Genomic DNA, 22,703 nt, shown 5'->3' on the forward strand with positions numbered 1-22,703 from the left:
CTTCCACGCGCAAGCCGATGCGGGGCCCGGTCACGCCGGGCCCCTTTTTCATGGGTGGTTCCCGTGCATTCCAAGAAACACAGAAGCGCCGTCGCGCTGGCGGCCCTCGCATCGCTGTGGGCGGGTGGGGTCGCGGCACAGGCCGAGCCGGCTGAGCCCGCGCGTGCATGGGCCTTCTCGGCCCGTTCGGTGCATCACGGCGAAGCGGTGCCGCTCGCGGCCATCGACGACGAAGACCAGGCCCTCGCGCGGCTGGACCCACGTTCGGGCCGCAACATCGCCTACGTCGACGACGAGGCGCGCCTGAGCCTGGCCGCCGGCGCGTGGACCTGGAGCCTGCTGGCGCGCAGCAGCGCGCTGCTGGTGACCGACGAGTCCACGCTCGAGCTGGTCCGGCAGGTCACCAGCGACGTCATGTCGGCGTCCGACCGTCGATGGTCGGCGCGGGTGCGCTACGAGTCCTTCCAGGGCGGCGGGCTCGAAGCCGGCTACCGCTTTGCGCCCGCCGCGCAATGGCAAGCCGGCGTGGCGGCGCAGCTGCTGCAACTGCGCCACTGGCGCCGGCGCACGCTCGACGGCCAGGTGCAGTTCGAGAGCGCCAGCAGCACCTATGCCTTCGACCTGAAGTCCACGCAGGCCGACGACCGCTTGCGCTTTCCGTTCCAGGGGTCGACGGGCGACAGCGGCGCCGGGCTCCTGCTGGCCGCGGATGCGGCCTGGCGCAACGAGCGCTGGGCCGCCTCGCTCGGCGTGCGCGACCTGGGCTGGCTGCGCTGGAGCCGGCTGCCGCAGCAGCTCGCCACGCTATCGACGCAGACCCAGAGCTACGACGCCGACGGCTTCGTCATCTACAAGCCGCTGGTCGAGGGCCGCAACCGCCAGCAGGGCTACACGCACCGGCTGCCCGGCTGGTGGACCGCACGCGCCAGCTGGCGCGCGGCGAACGCCGGCGAGTTCGAGCTGAGCAGCGACTGGGTGCAGGACTTCGGCGCGCTGCCGGCCGTGGCCTGGCGCCAGCGGTTCGCCGACGTCGACCTGGGGCTGCATTGGCGTTTCCACGAGCGGCGCGCCGGCGTGGCGCTCGGCTGGCGCGGCTGGCAGCTGCGCGCCGGCGTCGACCGGTTCGGTTCGCAGCAGCGGTCGCGCGAACTGGCGGTGGGGGGAAGTTGGACCTTCTAGGGCCTGTCAACGCTATGGGAGGGCTCGCGCCGGGGGCAGGCCTAAGCCCCTTGCGGCAGGCGCAAGCCCAGGCGCGCGGCGGCCAGCACGGCCTGGGTGCGGCTGTTGACCTCGAGGCGTCGAAAGATCGCGAGCAGGTGGGTCTTGACGGTGGACTCTGACAGGTCGAGCGCCCGGCCGATCAGCTTGTTGCTCTTGCCTTGAAGCAGCAACTGCAGCACCTGCACCTGGCGCGGCGAGAGCGCATCGATCACGGTCGCATCGTCGGTGCCCGGTGCGTCGGTCGCCAACGCCTGGGCGGGCAGGTACACGCCGCCATCGAGCACCGTGCGCAGCGCGTCGGCCAGTTCCGTCCCACGCGCGACCTTCGGAACGAAGCCCGCGGCACCGGCGTCGATCGCCGCGACGATGGTGTCGCGCCGCGCATCGGCCGACAGGACCACCACCGTCAACTCCGGCAGGGCATCGCGCAGCGCCGCAAGGCTGGCCATGCCATGGCTGTCGGCCAGACCGAGATCGAGCAGCACCAGCGCGATGTCGCCATGCTCGCGCGCCACCTCGACGGCCTGCCCGATGTTGTCGGCCTCGAGCAGCCTGAACTCCGGCAGGTGGTGCGCGAACAGCAGCACGAGCGCTTCGCGGAACAAGGCGTGGTCGTCGATCAGCAGGACGTTCATTCCGCGTGGCGCGAATGCGCCGTTGAAGGTCTCGAGAATTATTCCACGCGCACTCGCGGGCGCCGGGCCATGCAGCCGACAGCGGCCGCGGCCCGCGCGCACGCCGGATATTCTGCGGACCCATGAGAAAAGCCTGGGGAGGGATCGCCGCGTTGCTGGCGGTGCTGGCGCTGGCCTGCGCACCGGCGCATGCAACGCCGCCGACGCAGCGCATCGCGTCGGCCGAGTTCGAGCCGGCGGACCGCAGCGCGCCCGCACAGTTCGTGACGCTGCCCGACACCTGGGACCAGCGCGGCGTGGACCGGCGCCTGCAGGCGCGCTACCGCTTCGTCGTCACGCTCGACGCGGTGCCCAGCGAGTCGATGGCGCTCGCCTTCACGCGCCTGAGCACGCGCCACCGCATCACGATCAACGGCCAGGTCGCGGCCGACGAGGGCATGGCGGCGACCAACCTGGGCCTGCCGCAGCCGGCGCTGATCGAGCTGGCACCGGTGCTGCTGCGCGCCGGGCGCAACGAGGTGGAGATCGAGGTCAGCCACATGCGCAACGGCGGGCTGTCCGCGATCGACGTGGGGCCGCTGTCGGCGCTGCGCACGCCGCACCAGCGCCTGCTGCTGCTCGGCATCGAGCTGCAGCGCGCGATGAACATGGCCTGCCTCGGGCTGGCCCTGCTGCTGATCGCCATCTGGTGGCGCCGCCGCGTCGAGACCGCGCTGGGCAGCTTCGGCCTGCTCGCGTTGATCGGCTCGCTGCGCAACTACGGCTACTCGATGGGCGTGTCGGTCACCGGCAACGCCTTCTGGGCCGACTGGATGCTGGTGGCCGTCAACACCTGGGTCGCGGCCCTGTTCGGCGTGTTCGCGGTGGCGCTGGTGGGCGAGCACTGGCCGCGCTATCGGCGCTGGCTGCTCGGCGTGGCCATCGTCGTGCCCGCGCTCGCCGCGGTGGCGGCCGGCCTCGACCGGCTGCAGGAGCTGCGCGCCTTCGTCTACCCGGTGCTGCTGGCGACGGTGGCGCCGGGCGTGTGGCTGTGCGTGGCACGCCCGCGCGAAGGGCGCGCGCTGGCGGCGCTGGGCGTGGGCGCGATGGTGCTGGGCGCGCTGCACGACTACGCCTACCAGGCCGCCGGCTGGCTGCCGGTGACCGACACCTTCTGGATGCCCTACCTGATGCCGATCACGCTGGGCACGGTGGCGCTGCTGCTGGTGCGCCGCATGGTGCGCGCGCTCGGCGAGGTGGAAACGCTGAACGCCGAGCTCGAGGCGCGCGTGGCCGCGCGCACGCACCAGCTCGAGCGAGCCAACGCGGCCAAGACGCACTTTCTCGCGGCCGCCAGCCATGACCTGCGTCAGCCGCTGGTGACGATCGGGCTGCTGGTCGGCCTGGCGCGCGAGCAGGCGAGCGCGGGGCCGGTGGAGTCGCTGCTGGGCCGCGTCGACGGGGCGGTCGGATCGATGGAGCGCCTGCTCAGCGGGCTGCTCGACCTGTCGCGCTTCGAGGCCGGCGCCGTGCAGCCTCACCCGACGACGCTGCACCTGGACGAGATCTTCGCCGCGATCGGCGCCAACGAGCAGGTGCACGCCGCCCACAAGCGCCTGCGCCTGCGGCTGCGGCCGACCCAGCTGCAAGTGCACAGCGACCGCGTGCTGCTCGAGCGCATCCTGCGCAACCTGGTGGGCAACGCGCTGCGCTACACCACGCGCGGCGGCGTGCTGGTGGCCGCGCGCCGGCGCGGCGAGCACGTGCGCATCGAGGTGCGCGACACGGGCGTGGGCATCGCGCCGGAACACCAGCAGACGATCTTCGAGGAGTTCGTGCAGGTGCAGGCCTCGGCGCAGGGCAGCACGCTCGGCATGGGCCTGGGCCTGGCGATCGTGCGCCGCTCGGCGACCATGCTCGGCCACCGCATCGGGCTGTCTTCGACGCCGGGCCGCGGCTCGTGCTTCTGGATCGAGCTGCCGCTCGCGACCACGAGCTCGGGGGCACCGCGCGACGCCGAGCCGGCGGCCGCGCAGCCGTCGCGGCTGAGCGGGCGCCGCGTCCTGCTGATCGACGACGAGGACACGGTGCGCGACGCGATCCGCGACCGGCTCCAGGCCTGGGGGGCGCAGGTGCAGGCCTTCGCCGACATCGAGTCGCTGCAGCACTGGCTCGCCGGCGCCCTTGACACGGCCCCCGAACTGGTGCTGTCGGACTACCGGCTGCGCCAGGGCGACGGGCTGCTGGCAATCGAGATGATCCGGCAACGCTTCGGCGCGGTGCCCTCGGTGCTCATCACCGGCGACAGCGCGCCGCGCGACCTCGCGCGCCTGCACGAGGCCGGCGTGCGCGTGCTGCACAAGCCGTTTCGGACCGAGGCGCTGCTCGACGTGCTCGCGACCTGACGGCGCCGATCGACGGTTCGCCGTCGGCGATCTCACAAGCCCAACTGCGACAGCCCGGGATGATCGTCCGGCCGCCGGCCGAGCGGCCAGCGGTACAGCCGCTCGTGCTCGGCGATCGGCACGTCGTTGATGCTGGCGTGGCGCACCGCCATCAGGCCCAGGTCGTCGAACTCCCAGTTCTCGTTGCCGTGGCTGCGAAACCATTGGCCGGCGTCGTCGTGCCACTCGTAGGCAAAGCGCACCGCGATGCGGCGCTCGCCGTAGGCCCACAGCTCCTTGATGAGCCGATAGTCGAGCTCGCGCGCCCACTTGCGCGCAAGGAAGGCGCGCACCTGCTCGCGGCCGAGCGGGAACTCGCTGCGGTTTCGCCAGCGCGTGTCCTTGGTGTAGGCCCGCGCCACGCGCTCGGGGTCGCGCGTGTTCCAGGCGTCTTCGGCGAGGCGGACCTTCAGGCGCGCGGCGGCTTCATCGAAGGGCGGCAGCGGCGGACGCAGACCGGCATTCATGCTCGTCAGTAGGTCTTGTACGGCAGGAACTTGCCCGACATCGTGATGCTGACCCGATCGCCTGCCGGATTCGGCTCGCGCTGCAGGTCCATCTTGAAGTCGATCGCGCTCATGATCCCGTCGCCGAACTCCTCGTGGATCAGTTCCTTGAAGGTCGTGCCGTAGATGCTGATCAGCTCGTAGAAGCGGTAGATCAGCGGGTCGGTCGGCACGCTGGTGGGCAGCGAGCCCTTGTAGGGCACGACCATCAGCCATTGCTTGTCGGCATCGGACAGGCCGAACAGCTCGGCCACCACGCCGGCCTGCTCGGCATTGAGCGTCATCTGGCCGAGGCAGGCCGCGGTGACCCATTCCTTGCTGAGGCCGACCTTGGCGGCCACGTCGGACCACTTCAGGCCCTTGGCCACCTTGGCGGCGATGATTTTTTCGGTGACGTCGAGACGGCTCATGGCGAGGCTCCTGTGCTGGGGTGAAGCGCCGCCTCAGGCGACGCGCTGAAGATGGGGCGCCGCCGGCGCGGCCGCGCGGCTGACGAGAAAGTCGACCAGATGGTTGCGCAGCGCATAGAAGCCCGGCGTGTGGTGCAGCGTGGCGCGCTGGCGATCGCGCGGCAGCGTGTTGCGCACCGCCTCGGCCACGCGGGCGCGTGGGCCGTTGCTCATCAGCAAGATGGTGTCGGCCAGCAGGATCGCCTCGTCGACGTCGTGCGTGATCATGAACACGGTCTGCTGCGTCTGCGCGCAGATCCTGAGCAGCTCGTCCTGGATCGTGCCGCGCGTGAGCGCGTCGAGCGCGCCGAAGGGCTCGTCGAGCAGCAGCATCTTGGGTTCGATCGCGAACGCGCGCGCAATGCCCACGCGCTGCTTCATGCCGCCCGAGAGCTGCGCCGGCTTCTTGTCGATCGCCGGACCGAGGCCGACCATGCGCACGTAGCGCTCGACCTGCTCGTCGACCTGCTTCGCGCTCCAGTGCGGCCACTTGCTGCGCACCGCGAAGGCCACGTTGCGCCGCACCGTGAGCCAGGGCATCAGCGCGTGCCCCTGGAACACCACGCCGCGCTCGAGGCTGGGACCGGCGACCTCGCGCTCGTCCATGATCACGTGGCCGGCGCTGGCCTGCTCCAGGCCGGCGAGCACGTTGAGGATGGTCGTCTTGCCGCAGCCGCTGTGGCCGATGATGCAGACGAACTCGCCGCGCGCGATGTCGAAGTGCACGCCATCGAACACCGGCTCTTCGGCGCCGGCGTAGGTCTTGGCCAGGCCCTCCACGCGCAGGTAGCGGGCTCCAGTCGCCGCCGGGCCGCCCCAAGGCGACTGCGCCCCCTCGGGGGGCAGCGAACGCAGCGAGCGTGGGGGCTCCTCATTCAACATAGGTCACCGCCTTCTGCAGCCGCGCGAACAGCGCGTCCAGCGCCATGCCGACCACGCCGATCACCAGGATCGCGAAGATCACGTTGGTGAGCGACAGGTTGTTCCACTCGTTCCAGACGAAATAGCCGATGCCGGTGCCGCCCACCAGCATCTCGGCCGCCACGATCACCAGCCATGCGATGCCCATGCTGATGCGCATGCCGGTCACGATGGTCGGCGCCGCCGCCGGCAAGATCACCTCGAAGGCGCGCCGCAGGTGCGAGACCTCCAGCGTGCGCGCCACCGCCAGCCACTCGCGCCGCACGTTCGCGACGCCGAAGGCGGTGTTGATCAGCATCGGCCAGATCGAGCAGATGAAGATCACGAACACGCCCGAGATCGACGAATCCTTGATCGTGTAGAGCGCCAGCGGCATCCAGGCCAGCGGCGAGATCGGCTTGAGCACCTGGATGAACGGGTCGAGCGCGCGATAGAGCAGCGGGCTCATGCCGACCAGGAAACCGAGCGGCACGGCCACCAGCGCGGCGATGCCGAAGCCCAGGCCGACGCGCGCCAGCGAATGCGCGAGCTGGATGCCGATGCCCTTGTCGTTGGGGCCGTTGTCGTAGAAGGGCTGCCTCAGGTTGGCGGCGATCGCGGCGCCCAGCTGCGACAGCGTCGGAAAGCCTTCGCTCTTGGCCTCGGCCTGCGGGTCCTTGCCGAGCAGCTTGGCGTACTCGATCTGTTCGGGCGTCAGGGCAGCGGCCGGCGACACGCTCTTCGGCAAGGTGGCGACGTGCCAGATGGCCAGCAGCACGAACAGCAGCAGCACCGACAGCAGCGCGGCGCGCGCTCTCAACGAGGTTTTCATCGACGGGCTCAGGCCAGCTTGCTGATCGGAAAGCTCTTCGCGTATTCGTCGGCCTTCGCCGGATCGAACTCGCGGCCCATGACCTTGAACTTCGGGTACGCCGCGCCCGCCGCCGGCGCCTTCTGGCCGAGCTCGGTCATGGTCTTGCGCGCGTCGGTCAGCAGGAACACCTTCTCGGCGATCTGGCGGTAGTCCACGTCGCCCTTCACGTAGCCCCAGCGCTTCATCTGCGTGAGCATCCACACCGCCATGCTCTGCCACGGCACCGGGTCGAAGTCGGCGCGCTCGGGCACGTTCTTCACGCCGCCCAGGCCGTCGGCGAAGCGGCCGGTCAGCACCTGCGCGACCACCGTCTCGGGCTGGTTCAGGTAGGCCGCGGGGCTGATGACCTTGGCGATCAGCTCGCGGTTCTTCGCTTCGCGCGCCATGGCCGCCGCGGTCAGCACCGCGCGGTACAGGGCCGCGAAGGTGTTCGGGTTCTGCTTGATGAACTCGCCGCTCACGCCGAACGCGCAGCACGGATGGCCGTCCCAGATCTCCTTGGACAGCAGGTGGATGAAGCCCACCTCGTCGTAGACCGCGCGCTGGTTGAACGGGTCGGGTCCGAGGAAGCCGTCGATGTTGCCGGCGCGCAGGTTGGCCACCATCTCCGGCGGCGGCGTGACGCGGATCTGCACGTCGGTGTCCGGGTTCACGCCGTTCTCGGCCAGGTAGTAGCGCAACAGGAAGTTGTGCATGCTGTACTCGAACGGCACCGCGAACTTGAAGCCCTTCCACTGCTTCGGGTCGCGCTTGTCCTTGTGCTTGAGGTGCAGCGTGATCGCCTGGCCGTTGATGTTCTGGATCGTCGCGACGTTCATCGGCGTCTGCGTCGAGCCCAGGCCCATCGAGATCGCCAGCGGCATCGGCGACAGGAAGTGCGAGGCGTCGTGCTCCTTGTTGATCATCTTGTCGCGGATCAGCGCCCAGCCCGCGGTCTTGTTGAGCTGCACGTTCAGGCCCTGCTGCTTATAGAAGCCCAGCGGGTCGGCCATGATCAGCGGCGTCGCGCAGGTGATCGCGATGAAGCCGATCTTGAGATCCTTCTTCTCGAGCGGCTTTCGGTCCTGGGCCATCGCCTCCAGCGCCCCCAGCGGCAGCAGCGAGGCGATCGCCGCGCGCGCCGTATTCGCGCCCACGGCCTGCAGGAAGCGGCGGCGCAGCGGCTCGTGCGGGAACAGCGCCTTGACCAGCGTGGCCTCGATGAACTCGCGCGAGAAGCGCTCGGTGTCGCGTTCCGGCGAGGCCGCTGCCTCGGCCTCGCGCGCATGCTCGCCCACCGTGTGGTCGCGGCCGCAGCCGCACTTCGCCATGAGCGGCTGATCGGGGTCGAAGGGGCGGAAGTAGCGGCTCATCGATTCACTCCTTGCTGCGCATCCAGTGTCGGGACGCCCGGCCGCCGGCGCCATCGCGCGGCATGCCATTTCCTTGTAGGGCTGGCACTACATGACCTCGCGCCGAGGTCGGTGCAGACTGCCGCGCATGAAGCCCGCCTGGATCGCCCTGCTCGCCGCGCCGTGCGTCGCGCTCGCACAGGCCGACGCCCAGGTGCTGCAGGCGCGCGGTCGCGACGCGCTGCGCGCCATGGATTGCGCGCGCTGCCACGGCAAGCACTACGACGGCTGGTCCGGGCCATCGCTGCTGGCCGCGGTGCGCGACGGCTCGCGCGAGCGCTTCGACCGCTACGTGCTCGACGGCAGCGAGCGCGGCATGCCCGGCTACCGCAGCCAGCCGCTGGTCGTGCGCGAGCTCGACGCGATCTGGGCCTACCTGCGCGCCCAGGCCGAGCTGCGCTGAGGCTGCGCTACACCGGCACCAGTTCCTGCCGCACCGCGTACAACGCCAGCTCGACGTCGTTGCGCGCGCCGGTCTTCTCGAGGATGCGCGCCCGGTAGGTGCTCACCGTGTTGGACGACAGCACCAGCTGCCCGGCGATCTCGCCGACGCTGCGGCCCGCCGCCAGCAGGCGGAACACCTGGTACTCGCGGTGCGACAAGCGCTCGTGCAGCGGCTTCTCGTCCGCATGCCCCGCGCCGAGGCTGGCGGCCAGCTGCTCGGCCACCGCCGGCGTGATGAACAGCCCGCCGCCGGCGACCTTGCGGATCGCACCGGCCATCTGCTCGGAGTCGGCGCTCTTGTTCAGGTAGCCGGCCGCGCCCAGCTTGAGCGAGCGCACCGCGTACTGCTTGTCGGGGTAGGTGCTGAGCATCAGCACCGGCAGCTTGGGAAACTCGGCGCGCAGCTGCTTGAGCACGTCGAGCCCGTCGCGCTGCGGCATCGCGATGTCCAGCAGCACCACGTCGATGCCGCCGGCGCGCACCGCCGCCACGGCCTGCGGTCCGTCGACGGCCTCGCCCGCCACCGCGAGATCGCTCGCGTCGGCCAACATCTGGCGGATGCCCTGGCGCACGATCTGGTGGTCGTCGCAGATCAGCACGCGGATCGTCATCGCGCGCCCTCCCCGTGCGGCAGCGGCATCGCCAGGCGCACGCGCGTGCCGGCGCCGGGCGCGCTGTCGATCGAGAGCCGGCCACCGAAGTGCGCCGCGCGCTCGCGCATGCCGAGCACGCCGTAGCTGCGCGGCGCGGCCAGCGCGTCGGCCGCGGCGCCGATGCCGTCGTCGCGCACATCGATGTAGAGCATCGGCTCGGGAGGATCGTCCACCACGATGCGGATGGCCACGTGCCTGGCGCGCGCGTGGCGCGCCACGTTGGACAGCATCTCCTGGAAGATGCGGAACACCGCGATCGACAGCCCGCCATCGGGCGCCGCGACGCCGGCCGCCACGTGCACATGGAGATCGGCCTCGAGTTCGGTCGCCTCGACGAACTCCTGCGCCTGCCATTCGAGCGCGGCCCACAGACCCTGGTGGTCGAGGATGCTGGGGCGCAGGTCGGTGATGATGCGCCCGACGTTGTCGACCGCCGCGTCGATCATGCGGCCCATGCCCTGGCACTTGCAGTGCAGCTCGGGGCGGTCGTCGAGGCGCTTGCCGAGCCAGCCGACGTCCATCTTCAGCGCCACCAGCAGCGAGCCGAGTTCGTCATGGATCTCGCGCGCGATGCGCGTGCGCTCGCTCTCGCGCACCGTCTCGAGGTGCGCGGCGAGCTCGCGCAGTTGGTCGAGCGCGCGGCTGAGCTGCACGGTGCGCGCGGCGACGCGCTGCTCGAGCGCGTCGTTGCTGCGCTCGAGTTCGCGCTTGGCGCCCAGCAGGGCCTCCTCGGCGCGCTTGCGGTCGGTGATGTCCTTGATCGTGACCACCGCGCCGACGACGACGCCGGCCTCGATCACCGGATAGCTCGAATACTCGGCCGCGAACGCGCTGCCGTCGGCGCGCCACAGCACCTCGTCGTCGATGCGGCAGGGCAGGCCGCGGCGAAAGGCGTTGAAGATCGGGCAGTCGGCCTCGGGGTAGTGGGCGCCGCCGGCGTGCGTATGGTGGATCAGCGCGTGCATGTTGCGCCCGATCACCGCATCGACCTCGTGGCCCAGCATCTGCGCCGCGGCGCGGTTGACGAAGGTCGCGCAGCCCGCGAGGTCGATGCCGAACACGCCGTCGCCGGTCGATTCGAGCAGCAGCGAGAGCCTGTCGCGCCAGGCCGGCGAGGCGGCCGCGAACGGCGCGGGATTCCGATGGGCGAGGACGGCGCTCATGGTCGCGACATCGCAAGCGATGTGCCCGCGCGCGGCGAACGCAGCGCCCCGCAGCGGTGCGTGATCGGTGCGACCGGCGCGCGCAGCGCGCCGTCAGGGCGCGGTCAAGGCGCGCTCATGCGCATCTGCACCACATAAGCGCGCGAGCCGGCAACGTCGCGCGTCGACAGCGCGCCGCGCTGCGCCTGCGCCGCCTCGTCGCCCGAGCGCGCCACCGTGACCCATTCGCCCAGCGGCAGCTGCATCGTCGTCAGCACGCCGGCGCGCTCGACGCTGCCCTCGGGCAGCGGCTGGCCGTCGGGCGCGTAGCGCGGGCGCATGCCGCCGGCCGCCAGGGCCGCGGCCTCGGTGCGCACCTCCACAGTTACCGGCGCGTGGCCGCCCGGCCAGCTCGGCCGCACGGCGACCTGGCGGCCGACGTCGACCTGCTGGCTACTGCCGATCAGCGCCGGGCCCTGCGGCGTCCAGGCCCACTCCAGCCACTGCAGCGGCACCGTCGCGCCGACGCGCAGCATCGCCTCGCGGCCGTTGAGCACGGTGAGCTGCTGCGTCGCGTCGCCGCGGCCGCTGCTGCGCGACTCGCCGAGCGTGACCTGGGCGCTGCCGCGCACCGAGCCATCGCTTGCGATCGCGACACCGGCGCCGTCGACGCCCGCGGCGCGCTGTTCGAACTGCCGCGCCTCGCCGTGGCGCACCTCGACCAGCAGGTTGCGCAGCGGCAAGCGGTTGTCGGTCTGCGCCTGGGCGGGTCCGAGGACGGCCGCGGCGGCCAGGAAGAAAACGAGGATCGAGCGCATGCCGCCGTTATAGCCGCCGGCGCGCCCGTACACTCGCGCCCCGCATGCCACGGTTCACGACCCTTCGCGCCTCGTCGCCGCGCCGCTTCGGCGTCGCGCTGTGGCTCGCATTCGCGCTGCTGTGGCAGATCGCCGTCGGCGCCGCACAGGCGATGCCGGTCGCCGGCGGGCTGTTCGAGGTCTGCAGCGTCGACGGCCCGCGCCAGGTCGACGCCAACGGTGAGCCGGTCGATGCCGGCGCCGCCTCGCACCATCACGACTGCTGCCAGCTGCCGACGCCGCTGCTGCCGCAGGCCGTGGCGGCGTTGCCGCCGTGGCCGCCCGCGCCCGGCAGCGTGGCCGCCGCACCCGAGTCGCTGCCGCGCGCCGCGGCCCTGCCCTCGCCGCCTTCGCGCGGCCCGCCCGCCTTCACCTGCTGAGAGACGCGCAGCGCTGCTGCGCCTTCGCACCCGCGGCCTTGCGAGGCCGCGGGCCGCCTTGCTCATCAGGACCGCGATCCATGCTTCGCCCTTCGTTCGCCGCATTCGCGGCGCTGGCCGGTGCTGCCGCCGCGCAGACCGCGCCGGCCCCCGTGCTGCCACCCGTCGTCGTCACCGCCCAGAAGCATCCCGACGCCTCGACGCCCACCCAACCCGACCTGCCGACCGCGCGGGCGCGCATCGAGCTCACGCCCGGCGGCGCCGGCGTCGCCGATGCCGAGAGCTACCGCGAAGGCCGCGTCTCGACCTTGAGCGACGCGCTCGGCTACGCGCCGGGCGTGTCGGTGCAGCCGCGCTTCGGCGCCGAGGAGGCGCGCGTCTCGGTGCGCGGCTCCGGGCTGCAGCGCACCTTCCACGGCCGCGGCCTCAAGCTGATGCAAGACGGCGTGCCGCTGAACCTGGCCGACGGCAGCTTCGACTTCCAGGCCATCGAGCCGCTGACGGCGCGCTACGTCGAGGTCTGGCGCGGCGCCAACGCGCTGCAGTACGGCGCCGCCGCGCTCGGCGGCGCGGTCAACTTCGTCTCGCCCAACGGCATCAACAGCAACCTCGTGCGCGCGCGTGCCGAGGCCGGCAGCAACGGCTACCGGCGCGTGCTCGCCGCGACCGGCGACGTGTTCGCAGGCGGCGGCGACTACTACGTCGGCGCCGGCGGCTTTCGCCAGGACGGCTATCGCGAACACGCGAAGCAGGACACCGGCCGCATCTTCGCCAACCTCGGCTGGCAACTCGCCGCGGACATCGCCACGCGCTTCTACGTGGGCTATGTGAACAGCGTCTCCGAGCTGCCGGGATCGATCACGCGCGCGCAGCTGGAAGACGACCCGCGCGCCGCGAACCCGGGCAATGTCGCGCTCGACCAGCACCGCGACATCGAGTGGACGCGGCTGTCGAACAAGACCGTGTGGCAGCTCGGCGCCGCCAGCCAGCTGGAGCTGTTCGCCTACGCCTCCTACAAGGAACTCGATCACCCGATCTTCCAGGTGATCCGCCAGCGCAACCAGGACCTCGGGCTGGAGCTGCGCGTGGTCAGCGAAGGTGATCTCGCGGGCGCGCGCAACCGCTTCGTTGCCGGCATCGCGCCGAGCCGCGGTCGCACGCACGAGGACCGCTTCGTCAACGTCGCCGGTGCGCCCGGCGCGCGCACCAACGAGAGCGAGCAGCGCGCGAGCAACCTCGAGCTCTACGCCGAGAACCAGTGGTGGGCGCGGCCGGATCTCGCGCTGGTGGCCGGCGTGCAGTGGGTGCGCGCGACGCGCGAGCTCGACGACCGCTTCGTCGCCGGCACCGCGGCCGATCCGCTGAGCGAAAGCTTCGAGCACCGCTATCGGCGCGCCAGCCCGAAGCTGGGCGCAGTGTGGACCGCGAGCCCGCGCGTGCAGTGGTTCGCCAATGTCTCGAACAGCTTCGAGCCGCCGAGCTTCAGCGAGCTCGCCGGCGGCGTGCGCCCGCTCGACAACGACGCGCAGCGCGCAACCACGCTCGAACTCGGCACGCGCGGGCGGCTCGGCGCCGCACTCGAATGGGACCTCGCGCTCTACGACGCGCGCTTGCACGACGAGCTGCTGTCGATCGCGACCAACGACCTCGGCGCGACCATCACGGTCAATGCGCCGCGCACGCGCCACCGCGGCATCGAGCTTGGCCTCGCCGGCCAGGCCGCGCCGTTCGACACGCCGGGCCGCATCGAGTGGCGCACGTCCATGCTGCTCAACGACTTCCGCTTCGACGGCGATCCGACCTATGGCGACGCACGCCTGCCCGGGCTGCCGCGCGACGCGGCGCGCGCGCAGCTTGGCTGGCGTTTCGCCTCGGGCATGCTCGTCGCGCTGCAGGCCGAAGGCGCGAGCGGCTACGCGATCGATTTCGCCCGCAGCTTCTTCGCGCCCGGCTACGCGATCTGGGGCCTGCGCCTGGCCGGCGACCTGGGCCGGCATCTGAGCTGGTTCGTCGACGCCCGCAACCTCGCCGAAAAGCACTACGCCGCGACCACAGGCCTCGTGCGCGACGCCGGCGGCCGCGATGCCGCGCAGTTCCTCCCAGGCGACGGCCGTGCGATCTACGCCGGCATCGACTGGCGCTTCAACCGATGAAACCGACCTTGACCATGACCAAGCCCTTCGCCGCCTTCGCCGCGCTGATGTTCGCGGCACCCGCCTTCGCCCACGTGACGCTCGCGCCCGCCGAAGCCGAGGCCGGCTCCTACGTGAAGCTGGTGTTCACGGTGCCGCACGGCTGCGCCGGCAGCCCCACCACCGGCGTCAGCGTCACGCTGCCGCCAGGCGTGATCGCGGCACGGCCGATGCCCAAGCCCGACTGGCGGCTGACCATCGAGAGCGCCCGGCTCGATCCGCCCGTGCAGCTGCACGGGCGCGCGGTCGACAGCACCGCGGCGCGCATCGGCTGGGACGGCGGTTCTCTCGCGAGCGACTTGTTCGACGAGTTCGCGATCCGCGCGAAGCTGCCCGATGCTCCGGGCGAGCTGCGCTTCGTCGTGCAGCAGACCTGCGAGAAGGGCGAGGCGACGTGGAACGGCACGGCCGATTCGGCGACGCCGGCGCCGGTGTTGAAGGTGATGCCGGCCGCGACGTCAGGCCACGCGCATCACTAGGGAAGGAACTCCCTCGCCCGCTTGCGGCAGAGGGCGGGGGTGAGGGTGAGGCAGTCGGCCCGCACGAGCCCCTCACCCCGGCCCTCTCCCCGAGGGAGAGGGAGCAGAGCGCAGCCTCAGCGCCCCTCGCACTTCTCGCGCAAGTAGGCGAGCGCCTCCTCGACCTGGTCGACCAGCACCAGGCTCAGGTCGCCCGGCTGCAGGCGCGCGAGCGCCGTGTCGATGGCCTTGAACTCGCCGCGGATTTCCTCGACGTGCGTCGTGCGGGCCGCGCCTGCCAGGCCCTCGCGCAACAGCGCCATCACCTCGCCGTCGGCGCGGCCGCGTTGCGCGGCGTCCTGGTAGAGGATCACGTCGTCGAACGCGGCGCCGAGGATGCGCGTTTGCTCGCGGATGTCGTCGTCGCGGCGGTCGCCGGCGCCGCTGATCACGACGGAGCGGCGCTTGGCCGGCAGTGCCTCGACGGCCTGCACCAAGGCGCGCATCGCATCGGGGTTGTGGCCGTAGTCGGCGATCAGCGTCGCGCCGCGATAGTCCATCACGTTGAAGCGCCCGGGCGCATTGGCGCTGTCGTTGACGAAGCTCGCCAGCCCGCGGCTCACCGCGTCCCAGCTCAGGCCCACGCCCCAGGCTGCCGCGACGGAAGCCATCGCGTTCTCGACCTGGAAGCCGATCGCGCCGCCGCGCGTGAGCGGCACCTCGGCCAGCGGCAGACGCTCGCGCCACGAGCCCTCGGCGGCGACGATCGCGCCGTCTTCCACGTAAACCACGCGCCGTCCCTGGGCGCGGTGCGTGGCCATCACCGGGTGCGTGCGGTCGGCGGCGAAGAAGATCACCTGGCCCGGGCACACCGAGGCCATCGCGGAGACGTTGGCGTCGGTCGCGTTGAGCACCGCGTAGCCGCTCTCGGCAACGTTCTGCACGATCACGCGCTTGAGCACCGCGAGGTCTTCGACGGTGGTGATGTAGTTCAGGCCCAGGTGGTCGCCGGCGCCGATGTTGGTGACCACCGCGACCGAGCAGCGGTCGAAGCCCAGGCCCTCGCGCAGCACGCCGCCGCGCGCGGTCTCGAACACCGCCGCGTCGACCTCCGGGTGCATCAGCACGTTGCGCGCGCTGCGCGGGCCGGAGCAGTCACCGCTGTCGGTCTGGCGGCCGTTGACGTAGACGCCGTCGGTGTTGGTCATGCCCACGCGCAGGCCGCTGGTGGCCAGCAGGTGAGCGATCAGGCGCGTGACCGTGGTCTTGCCGTTGGTGCCGGTGACGGCCACCACCGGGATGCGGCCGTCGTCGCCGGGCGCGTAGAGGTGGTTGATGATCGCCTCGCCGACATTGCGGCCCTTGCCGTACGACGGCGACAGGTGCATGCGCAGGCCCGGCGCGGCGTTGACCTCGACGATGCCGCCGTGCTGTTCTTCGAGCGGGCGCAGCACGCTCTCGCACACCACGTCGACGCCGCAGATGTGCAGGCCGACCATTTGCGCGGCCGCGGCGGCACGCGCGGCGACCTCGGGATGCACGTCGTCCGTCACATCGGTCGCGGTGCCGCCGGTGCTGAGGTTGGCGTTGTTGCGCAGGATCACGCGCTGGCCCTTCTCGGGCACCGACTCGGGCTTCATGCCCTGCGCCGCCAGGCGCGCGATCGCGATCTCGTCGAAGCGGATCTTGGTCAGCGAGGTCGCATGGCCGTCGCCGCGGCGCGGGTCGGCGTTGACGCGGTCCACCAGCTCGCGCACCGTGTGCTCGCCGTCGCCGATCACGTGCGGCGGGTCGCGCCGCGCCGCCGCCACCAGGCGCTGGCCGACGACGAGCAGGCGGAAGTCGCTGCCCGGCAGGTACTTCTCGACCATCACGGTGCCGATCTCGGCCGCAGCCTTGAACGCGATCTCGAGGTGCGCACGGTCGACGATGTTGACCGTGACGCCCTTGCCCTGGTTGCCGTCCTGCGGCTTCACGACCACCGGCAGGCCGATCTCCTGGGCCACCTGCCAGGCTTCGTCCGCGGTCTCGACCGGCCGGCCGATCGGCACCGGCACGCCCGCGGCCTGCAGCAGGGTCTTGGTGAGGTCCTTGTCCTGCGCAATCGACTCGGCCACGGCGCTGGTGGAATCGACCTCGGCGGCCTGGATGCGGCGCTGCTTCGCGCCCCAGCCGAACTGCACCAGGCTGCCCTCGGTCAGGCGCCGGTAGGGAATGCCGCGCAGCACCGCGGCGTTGACGATCGAGCCGGTGCTGGGGCCCAGGCGCACGTCTTCGTCGAGCTCGCGCAGCTTGGCGATTGCGGCATCGACGGCGAACTCGCTGCCGTTGCGCACATCGCCGCGCGCCGCGTCGATCAGCGCGCAGGCGAGGTCGAAGGCGAGGCGGCCGACCGGCTCCTCGCTGTACTCGACCACCACCTGGTAGGTGCCGGTCTCCACCGTCTCGGAGGTGCGGCTGAACGTGACCGGGCAGCCGGCCTGGGTCTGCAGCGACAGCGTCGCAAGCTCGAGCACGTGCGCCAGCGACACCGGCGCCGCGCCGTCGGCACCCGGCCAGGCCTCGCCGATGCCGGGAAACAGCGAGCGCAGCCGCGCCTCGAAGCCGGCCAAGCCGCTGATCGAGCGCTCCTCGGGTGTGCAGGAAACGATCGCCTCGATCGCGGTGTGGCGGCTCCAGAGGTTCGGGCCGCGCAGGGCCCGGATGCGCGAAACGTCCATCGACGGTCTTTCTCTCGTGTTCTCTCGGTTCTAACAGGCGCTCAACGGGCGCTCGGTCGCAGCAATCGGCCAATTCCAGCGGACGCGGTGGATCCGCCTTTGCCGGTCCACTCGCGGCGCGCCCTCGAGGGGGAGGCGCCGAAGGCGCTTCGGGGGTGGGTCATCACGCGGTCAGTGCGGGCTCGAAGGTTTCGATGCCGGCGGCAATCAGGTCCGGCGAGGTGCCCATGGCCCAGGCCGCGGCCACCGCGGCGAGCAGGACCTCTGGGTCGAGCGGCACCGCCTCGGCACGCGCATGCTCGCTGAGCATCGTTTCGTGCGCGCCGTGCGCGAGCATGACCCGGCCGTCGCGCAGGCAGACCGCGCGCCCGCCGTCGGCGCGATGCGAGGCGATCGCCGGCAGCGCGGCGTCGACCGCATAGAGGATGGCCTCGCCGTCGCACAGCGAGGCCATGCCGGCGATGCGTTCGTCGGCCGCGTTGAGCACCGCGGCGCCGTCGGACAGCACCACGTCGACCTGGGTGCGCAGCACCTTGACCAGCTGGTCGGAAGCCTGGATGTCGAAGCGCGCGAGCGACTCGGCGCCGTCGAGATCGGTCACGACGCCGACGTCGCAGCGGTCGTAGACCAGGCCTTCGCCGAGGATGCCGGCGGCGTCGTGCTCGAACACCGCGGCCTCGACGTTGCGATTGATCAGCAAGCGCCGCCCTGGCGCCCAGCGCGCGCAATCGCCGCGCTCGACGCGGCGGCGGTCGAGGAACAGGCCATCGCGGCAGGCCAGGCCGACATGGCGGCCGCCCAGGTGCAAAAGCCACGCGACCAGGCGCGCGATCGTCGCGGTGCCGCGCGTGCCGCTGACGCCGACGATGGGAATGCGCCCCTGCGCGGCATGGCCGCCGTGCGCGTCATCGGTCTCGGGGAACAGGTGGTCGACGATCGCGCGGCCCACCGGGCGCGGCGAGCCGACCGCGGGCTTGAGGTGCGACAGCAGGCCGGGGCCGGCGTTGACCTCGACCACCGCGCCGCCGGTCTCGTGCAGCGGGCGGCCGATGTCCTCGGACACGACGTCGATGCCGGCCACGTCGAGGCCGACGATGCGCGCGGCCAGCGCGACCGCATGCGCCACCTCGGGGTGGACCTCGTCGGTGCAGTCGATCGCGACGTTGCCGTTGCGCTGGATCAGCACGCGCCGCCCCGCCGCGGGCACCGCGTCGGCGTGAAGGCCCTGGCGCTGCAGGTCGAGGCCGACGACCTCGTCCTCCTCGATGACGATGCGGTTGAGCGGATGGTCCTCGCTCAGGCCGCGGCGCGGGTCGGTGTTGAGCTGCGAATCGATCAGCTGGCGCACCGTCGACGTGCCATCGCCGGTGACCCAGGCGGTCTCGCCGCGCGCGGCGGCCACGACCTTGCCGCCGACCACCAGCACGCGGTGCTCGTGGCCGCGGATGTAGCGCTCGACGATGACCTCGCTGCCGTGGTTCTCGGCCAGCCGGAACGCGGCCTCGATCTCCTCGCGGACGCTGAGATCGAGCGTGACGCCGCGGCCGTGGTTGCCGTCGGTGGGTTTGACCACCACCGGCAGGCCGATGCGCTCGGCGGCCTCCCAGGCCTCCTCGGCCGAGGCAACGACCTCGCCCTCGGGCACCGGCACGCCGCAGGCCGACAGCAGGCTCTTGGTCAGGTCCTTCTCGCCGGCGATGCCTTCGGCGATCGCGCTGGTGAGGTCGGTCTCAGCGGTCCAGATGCGGCGCTGGCGCGCGCCGTAGCCGAGCTGGCACAGGTTGCCGTCATTGAGGCGGATGTGCGGGATGCGGCGGTCGGTCGCCGCCGCGACGATGGCCGCGGTGCTGGGGCCGAGGTAGCAGTCGTCGAGCGTGTCGCGGATCGCGGCCACCGCTGCGGCGACGTCGAAGGCCTCGTCGTTGATCGCCGCCATCAGCAGCCGATGACCCTGGGCCAGCGCGACACGCGCGACCTGCTCGTCGCGGGCGCGGAACACCATGCGGTAGACGCCGCGCTGCGAGGTGCTGCGCGTCTGTCCGAAGCCGGTGGGCATGCCCGACAGGTTGAGCAGCTCGATCACCACGTGCTCGAGCACGTGGCCGCACCAGGTGCCCTCCTGCAGACGCTGCAGGAAGCCGCCGCGCTCGCCGACGCCGCAGTGGTGCTCGACCAGTGCCGGCAGCCACGCGCACAGCCGCTCGTTGAAGCCCGGCAGCTGGTTGGAGGGAAAGTCCTCGAGCTCGCCCAGGTCGAGCCAGACCTCGAGCACGGGTCGGTAGGTCCAGAGGTTGGGGCCGCGCAGGTAGTTGATGCGCAGGAGCTGAATGTCGTCCTTCTTCCGGACCGGCGTGGCTTGGGTCATGTTCTGCTGGTTGCGCCCCCCGGGCGCCATGGCCGATGCGTGATTGTGCGCCGCCCGCAGCGGCCGACGCGGGCGGCGGGCCGTGGCGATGGCCCGCTTCGGCGAGAATCTCGCGCCCCGACGAACCTGGATGTCACCCGCCTTGCAGCCCGCTCCCGCCTCGACCCCCGACAGCCTTGCCGGTGCTCCAGGCGACGAGCTGCACGCACAACTCGCTGGCGACGAGAACGTTGTCGCGAGCCTGACGGTTGACCTGGACCGCGCCCTGCGCTTCGCGCCCGGCCTGGTGGTCCTGACCGATCGGCGCCTGCTGGCGCGCGACGGCGAAGGCGGCGCCTGGCGCGCCTGGCCGCTGCGCGAGGGCCTGGCGCTGCGCCACGGCGACCATGCCGGCGTCGCGACGCTGGAACTGCACGACGCGAACGGCAGGCTGGCCGATTGGCATTTCACGCTGGGCGTCGATCCGCAGGCGATCAAGCTGGTCGCGGCCTTCGAGCGGCGCATCGCCGCGCTGGGCGCCGGCGGCGCGGCCGCCGAGGCCGAACCCGACGAGGAGCCGACCGACTTCGCGGCCGAATCGACCGCGCCGCCGTCGACCTGGGTGTTGCTTCGGTTGTGGCGTTTTGCACGCCCTTACCAAAAGCAGCTGCTGGGCGGCTTCCTGCTCACGCTCGCGTCCACCGGCGCGACGCTGGTGCCGCCCTACCTCACGATCCCGCTGATGGACGAGGTGCTGATCCCGTTCCAGAACGGCCAGCAGATCGACCCGCGCTACGTGCTCATGCTGCTCGGCGGCCTGCTCGGCGCGGCGCTGTTCGCGTGGGGGCTGGGCTGGGCGCGCACCTGGCTGCTCGCGCTGGTGTCCGAGCGCATCGCCGCCGACTTGCGCACCGCCGCCTTCGAGCACCTGCTGCAGCTCTCGCTCGACTACTTCGGTAGCAAGCGCACCGGCGACCTGATGGCGCGCATCGGCAGCGAGACCGACCGCATCTCGGTGTTCCTGTCGCTGCACGCGCTCGATTTCGCGACCGACGTGCTGATGATCGCGATGACCTCGGTCATCCTGTTCTCGATCAACCCGTGGCTGGCGCTGGTGACGCTGCTGCCGCTGCCCTTCATCGCCTGGATGATCCACGTCGTGCGCGACAAGCTGCGCACCGGCTTCGAGAAGATCGACCGCGTCTGGGGCGACGTGACCAACGTGCTGGCCGACACGATTCCCGGCATCCGCGTCGTCAAGGCGTTCGCGCAGGAAGGCCGCGAGGCGCGGCGTTTCCGCGAGGCCAACAAGCTCAACCTCGCGGTCAACGACAAGCTCAACAAGACCTGGAGTCTCTTCACGCCGACCGTCTCGCTGCTGACCGACGTCGGCCTGCTGGTCGTGTGGGCCTTCGGCATCTGGCTCGTGAGCCGCGGCAAGATCACGGTCGGCGTGCTGACCGCCTTCATCGCCTACATCGGCCGCTTCTACACGCGGCTGGATTCGATGAGCCGCATCGTCTCGGTCACGCAGAAGGCCGCGGCCGGCGCCAAGCGCATCTTCGACATCCTCGACCACGTCTCCAACGTGCCCGATCCCGCGCAGCCGGTGCCCTTCGAGCGGCCCACCGGCCGCATCGAGATGCGTGGCATCGGCTTTCGCTACGGCAACCGCAGCGTGATCCGCGGGCTCGATCTCGAGATCAGGCCGGGCGAGATGATCGGCCTGGTCGGCCACAGCGGATCGGGCAAGAGCACGCTGGTCAACCTGATCTGCCGCTTCTACGACGTGACCGACGGCGCGATCTTCGTCGACGGCCTCGACCTGCGCTCGGTGCGCGTGGCCGACTACCGGCGACACATCGGCCTGGTGCTGCAGGAGCCCTTCCTGTTCTTCGGCACGGTGGCCGAGAACATCGCCTACGGCAAGCCGCACGCGACGCGCGAGGAGATCGTCGCCGCCGCGCGCGCCGCGCATGCGCACGAGTTCATCCTGCGCCTGCCGCACGGCTACGACTCGCTGGTCGGCGAGCGCGGCCAGGGCCTCTCCGGCGGCGAGCGCCAGCGCATCTCGATCGCGCGCGCGCTGCTGATCGACCCGCGCATCCTGATCCTCGACGAGGCCACCTCGAGCGTCGACACCGAGACCGAGAAGGAAATCCAGAAGGCGCTCGACAACCTGGTGCAGGGCCGCACGACGATCGCGATCGCGCACCGCCTCTCGACATTGCGCCGCGCCGACCGGCTGGTCGTGATGGACCGCGGTCGCGTCGTCGAGGTCGGCCCGCACGACGAGCTGATGGCGCGCCAGGGCGCCTACTTCCGCCTCTACGACGCGCAGGCGCGGCGCGTCGAGGCCGACGACGACGAAGACCGGCGTCCGGCCGTCGTCGCGGCCAACGTCGCGAACGCGCTCGCCGCCCACGACGCGGTGCACGCTGCGCAATGAGTTCCTCGATGGCCCCCGACTTCAAGCTCGAACGCAACGCCTTCGGCCGCCTCGTGCTGACCGCGGCCGACGGCAGCGCCCACGAAGGCGTGGTGCCGGTGCGTGCCTTCCCGCTGCTGGCGCCGGACGATGGCCTGTCGCTGGTGAGCGCCGAAGGCCGCGAGCTGGCGTGGATCGCGCGGCTCGACGCGCTGCCCGAGCCGATGCGCGCGCTGATCGGCGAGGAGCTCGCGGTGCGCGAGTTCACGCCGCGCATCACGCGGCTGCGCAGCGTCTCGACCTTCTCGACGCCCAGCACCTGGCAGGTCGACACCGACCGCGGCGCCGCGAGCCTGGTGCTCAAGGGCGAGGAAGACATCCGCCGGCTCGGCGGCGGGCGGCTGCTGATCGCCGACGCGCAAGGCCTGCAGTTCGAGGTGCCCGACCTGCTCACGCTGGACCGCCATTCGAAGAAGCTGCTCGAGCGCTTTCTTTGAGCCCCCACGCTCACTGCGTTCGCTGCCCCCATGGGGGGTGAGTGCCGCGGCTCCAAGTCGACCTGCGTCGACTTGGACGGCACGAACGCCAGCCGCGTCTCGCGCCTGGCCCTTGCTGCGGACCGGCAAAGCCGGATCCGCGCAAGCTCCCGGTTGCTCGTGCATCTCGTGCGTCGCGCACAATCGTTG

19 protein-coding genes are annotated in these 22,703 nt (G+C 71.5%); 8 read left to right on the forward strand and 11 right to left on the reverse strand.

What is annotated here, in order from left to right; all coding sequences use genetic code 11:
* Positions 1 to 63: 63 nt before the first annotated feature.
* Positions 64 to 1,179 (forward strand): hypothetical protein, encoded by a 1,116-nt coding sequence (locus ACO2TI_RS19850; protein WP_423286908.1) that lies wholly within the window; start codon positions 64 to 66, stop codon positions 1,177 to 1,179.
* 41 nt (positions 1,180 to 1,220) lie between these two features.
* Here the strand turns inward: ACO2TI_RS19850 and ACO2TI_RS19855 are convergent, their stop codons facing one another.
* Positions 1,221 to 1,856, reverse strand: coding sequence for a LuxR C-terminal-related transcriptional regulator (locus ACO2TI_RS19855; RefSeq protein WP_423286909.1), 636 nt, complete (start codon positions 1,854 to 1,856; stop codon positions 1,221 to 1,223).
* A gap of 122 nt (positions 1,857 to 1,978) precedes the next feature.
* Between ACO2TI_RS19855 and ACO2TI_RS19860 the strand changes: the two genes are divergently transcribed.
* The gene (locus ACO2TI_RS19860) at positions 1,979 to 4,240 is read left to right on the forward strand and encodes a hybrid sensor histidine kinase/response regulator (RefSeq protein ID WP_423286910.1); all 2,262 of its coding nucleotides are present in this window, start codon (positions 1,979 to 1,981) and stop codon (positions 4,238 to 4,240) included.
* A gap of 32 nt (positions 4,241 to 4,272) precedes the next feature.
* Here the strand turns inward: ACO2TI_RS19860 and ACO2TI_RS19865 are convergent, their stop codons facing one another.
* The 5 genes from ACO2TI_RS19865 to ACO2TI_RS19885 are packed head-to-tail and all read right to left on the reverse strand — an operon-like array spanning position 4,273 to position 8,360.
* Positions 4,273 to 4,746, reverse strand: coding sequence for a DUF1348 family protein (locus tag ACO2TI_RS19865; protein ID WP_423286911.1), 474 nt, complete (start codon positions 4,744 to 4,746; stop codon positions 4,273 to 4,275).
* A 5-nt stretch (positions 4,747 to 4,751) separates the two neighbouring features.
* Positions 4,752 to 5,195 (reverse strand): cyanase, encoded by a 444-nt coding sequence (gene cynS / locus ACO2TI_RS19870; protein ID WP_423286912.1) that lies wholly within the window; start codon positions 5,193 to 5,195, stop codon positions 4,752 to 4,754.
* A 33-nt stretch (positions 5,196 to 5,228) separates the two neighbouring features.
* Positions 5,229 to 6,116, reverse strand: coding sequence for an ABC transporter ATP-binding protein (locus ACO2TI_RS19875; RefSeq protein ID WP_423286913.1), 888 nt, complete (start codon positions 6,114 to 6,116; stop codon positions 5,229 to 5,231).
* Positions 6,106 to 6,966, reverse strand: coding sequence for a nitrate ABC transporter permease (ntrB, locus tag ACO2TI_RS19880; RefSeq protein ID WP_423286914.1), 861 nt, complete (start codon positions 6,964 to 6,966; stop codon positions 6,106 to 6,108). Before ntrB ends, ACO2TI_RS19875 begins: the two co-directional genes overlap by 11 nt.
* Positions 6,967 to 6,974: 8 nt before the next feature.
* Complete coding sequence (locus ACO2TI_RS19885) at positions 6,975 to 8,360, reverse strand: CmpA/NrtA family ABC transporter substrate-binding protein (RefSeq protein WP_423286915.1); 1,386 nt, start codon at positions 8,358 to 8,360, stop codon at positions 6,975 to 6,977.
* Between the two features lie 127 nt (positions 8,361 to 8,487).
* Between ACO2TI_RS19885 and ACO2TI_RS19890 the strand changes: the two genes are divergently transcribed.
* On the forward strand, positions 8,488 to 8,802 hold the full coding sequence (locus ACO2TI_RS19890) for a c-type cytochrome (RefSeq protein WP_423286916.1): 315 nt from the start codon (positions 8,488 to 8,490) through the stop codon (positions 8,800 to 8,802).
* A gap of 7 nt (positions 8,803 to 8,809) precedes the next feature.
* On the opposite strand, the gene ACO2TI_RS19895 is transcribed toward ACO2TI_RS19890, so the two are convergent.
* The 3 genes from ACO2TI_RS19895 to ACO2TI_RS19905 all read right to left on the reverse strand — a co-directional run bounded on the left by ACO2TI_RS19895 (position 8,810) and on the right by ACO2TI_RS19905 (position 11,456).
* On the reverse strand, positions 8,810 to 9,454 hold the full coding sequence (locus ACO2TI_RS19895; RefSeq protein ID WP_423286917.1) for a response regulator: 645 nt from the start codon (positions 9,452 to 9,454) through the stop codon (positions 8,810 to 8,812).
* Positions 9,451 to 10,659: a PAS domain S-box protein gene (locus ACO2TI_RS19900; protein WP_423286918.1), complete on the reverse strand. Its 1,209-nt coding sequence runs from the start codon at positions 10,657 to 10,659 to the stop codon at positions 9,451 to 9,453. The genes ACO2TI_RS19895 and ACO2TI_RS19900 overlap by 4 nt, the downstream gene beginning before the upstream one ends.
* Positions 10,660 to 10,763: 104 nt before the next feature.
* The gene (locus ACO2TI_RS19905; protein ID WP_423286919.1) at positions 10,764 to 11,456 is read right to left on the reverse strand and encodes a hypothetical protein; all 693 of its coding nucleotides are present in this window, start codon (positions 11,454 to 11,456) and stop codon (positions 10,764 to 10,766) included.
* 44 nt (positions 11,457 to 11,500) lie between these two features.
* Between ACO2TI_RS19905 and ACO2TI_RS19910 the strand changes: the two genes are divergently transcribed.
* From ACO2TI_RS19910 to ACO2TI_RS19920, 3 genes are all read left to right on the forward strand, one after another.
* Positions 11,501 to 11,875, forward strand: a complete 375-nt coding sequence (locus tag ACO2TI_RS19910) for a DUF2946 family protein (protein WP_423286920.1) — start codon at positions 11,501 to 11,503, stop codon at positions 11,873 to 11,875.
* An 80-nt stretch (positions 11,876 to 11,955) separates the two neighbouring features.
* Complete coding sequence (locus ACO2TI_RS19915; RefSeq protein WP_423286921.1) at positions 11,956 to 14,028, forward strand: TonB-dependent receptor family protein; 2,073 nt, start codon at positions 11,956 to 11,958, stop codon at positions 14,026 to 14,028.
* A gap of 14 nt (positions 14,029 to 14,042) precedes the next feature.
* Positions 14,043 to 14,546: a YcnI family protein gene (locus ACO2TI_RS19920; RefSeq protein WP_423286922.1), complete on the forward strand. Its 504-nt coding sequence runs from the start codon at positions 14,043 to 14,045 to the stop codon at positions 14,544 to 14,546.
* 116 nt (positions 14,547 to 14,662) lie between these two features.
* Here ACO2TI_RS19920 and cphA (ACO2TI_RS19925) read toward each other — a convergent pair whose 3' ends face one another.
* Positions 14,663 to 17,245 carry a cyanophycin synthetase gene (gene cphA, locus ACO2TI_RS19925; protein ID WP_423286923.1) on the reverse strand — a complete coding sequence of 861 codons (2,583 nt, stop codon included), beginning with the start codon at positions 17,243 to 17,245 and terminating at the stop codon, positions 14,663 to 14,665.
* 163 nt (positions 17,246 to 17,408) lie between these two features.
* A complete protein-coding gene (gene cphA / locus ACO2TI_RS19930; protein ID WP_423286924.1) occupies positions 17,409 to 19,610 on the reverse strand; it encodes a cyanophycin synthetase in 2,202 nt (733 codons plus the stop codon).
* A gap of 130 nt (positions 19,611 to 19,740) precedes the next feature.
* Here cphA (ACO2TI_RS19930) and ACO2TI_RS19935 point away from each other — a divergent pair, with 130 nt between their 5' ends.
* Together ACO2TI_RS19935 and ACO2TI_RS19940 are read left to right on the forward strand one after the other, a co-directional pair.
* Positions 19,741 to 22,038 (forward strand): ABC transporter ATP-binding protein, encoded by a 2,298-nt coding sequence (locus ACO2TI_RS19935; protein ID WP_423286925.1) that lies wholly within the window; start codon positions 19,741 to 19,743, stop codon positions 22,036 to 22,038.
* 8 nt (positions 22,039 to 22,046) lie between these two features.
* Positions 22,047 to 22,514: a DUF1854 domain-containing protein gene (locus tag ACO2TI_RS19940; protein ID WP_423286926.1), complete on the forward strand. Its 468-nt coding sequence runs from the start codon at positions 22,047 to 22,049 to the stop codon at positions 22,512 to 22,514.
* Positions 22,515 to 22,703: the final 189 nt, after the last annotated feature.

This window comes from Caldimonas sp. KR1-144, from assembly GCF_049446155.1.
Classification (GTDB): Bacteria; Pseudomonadota; Gammaproteobacteria; order Burkholderiales; family Burkholderiaceae_C; genus Rivibacter.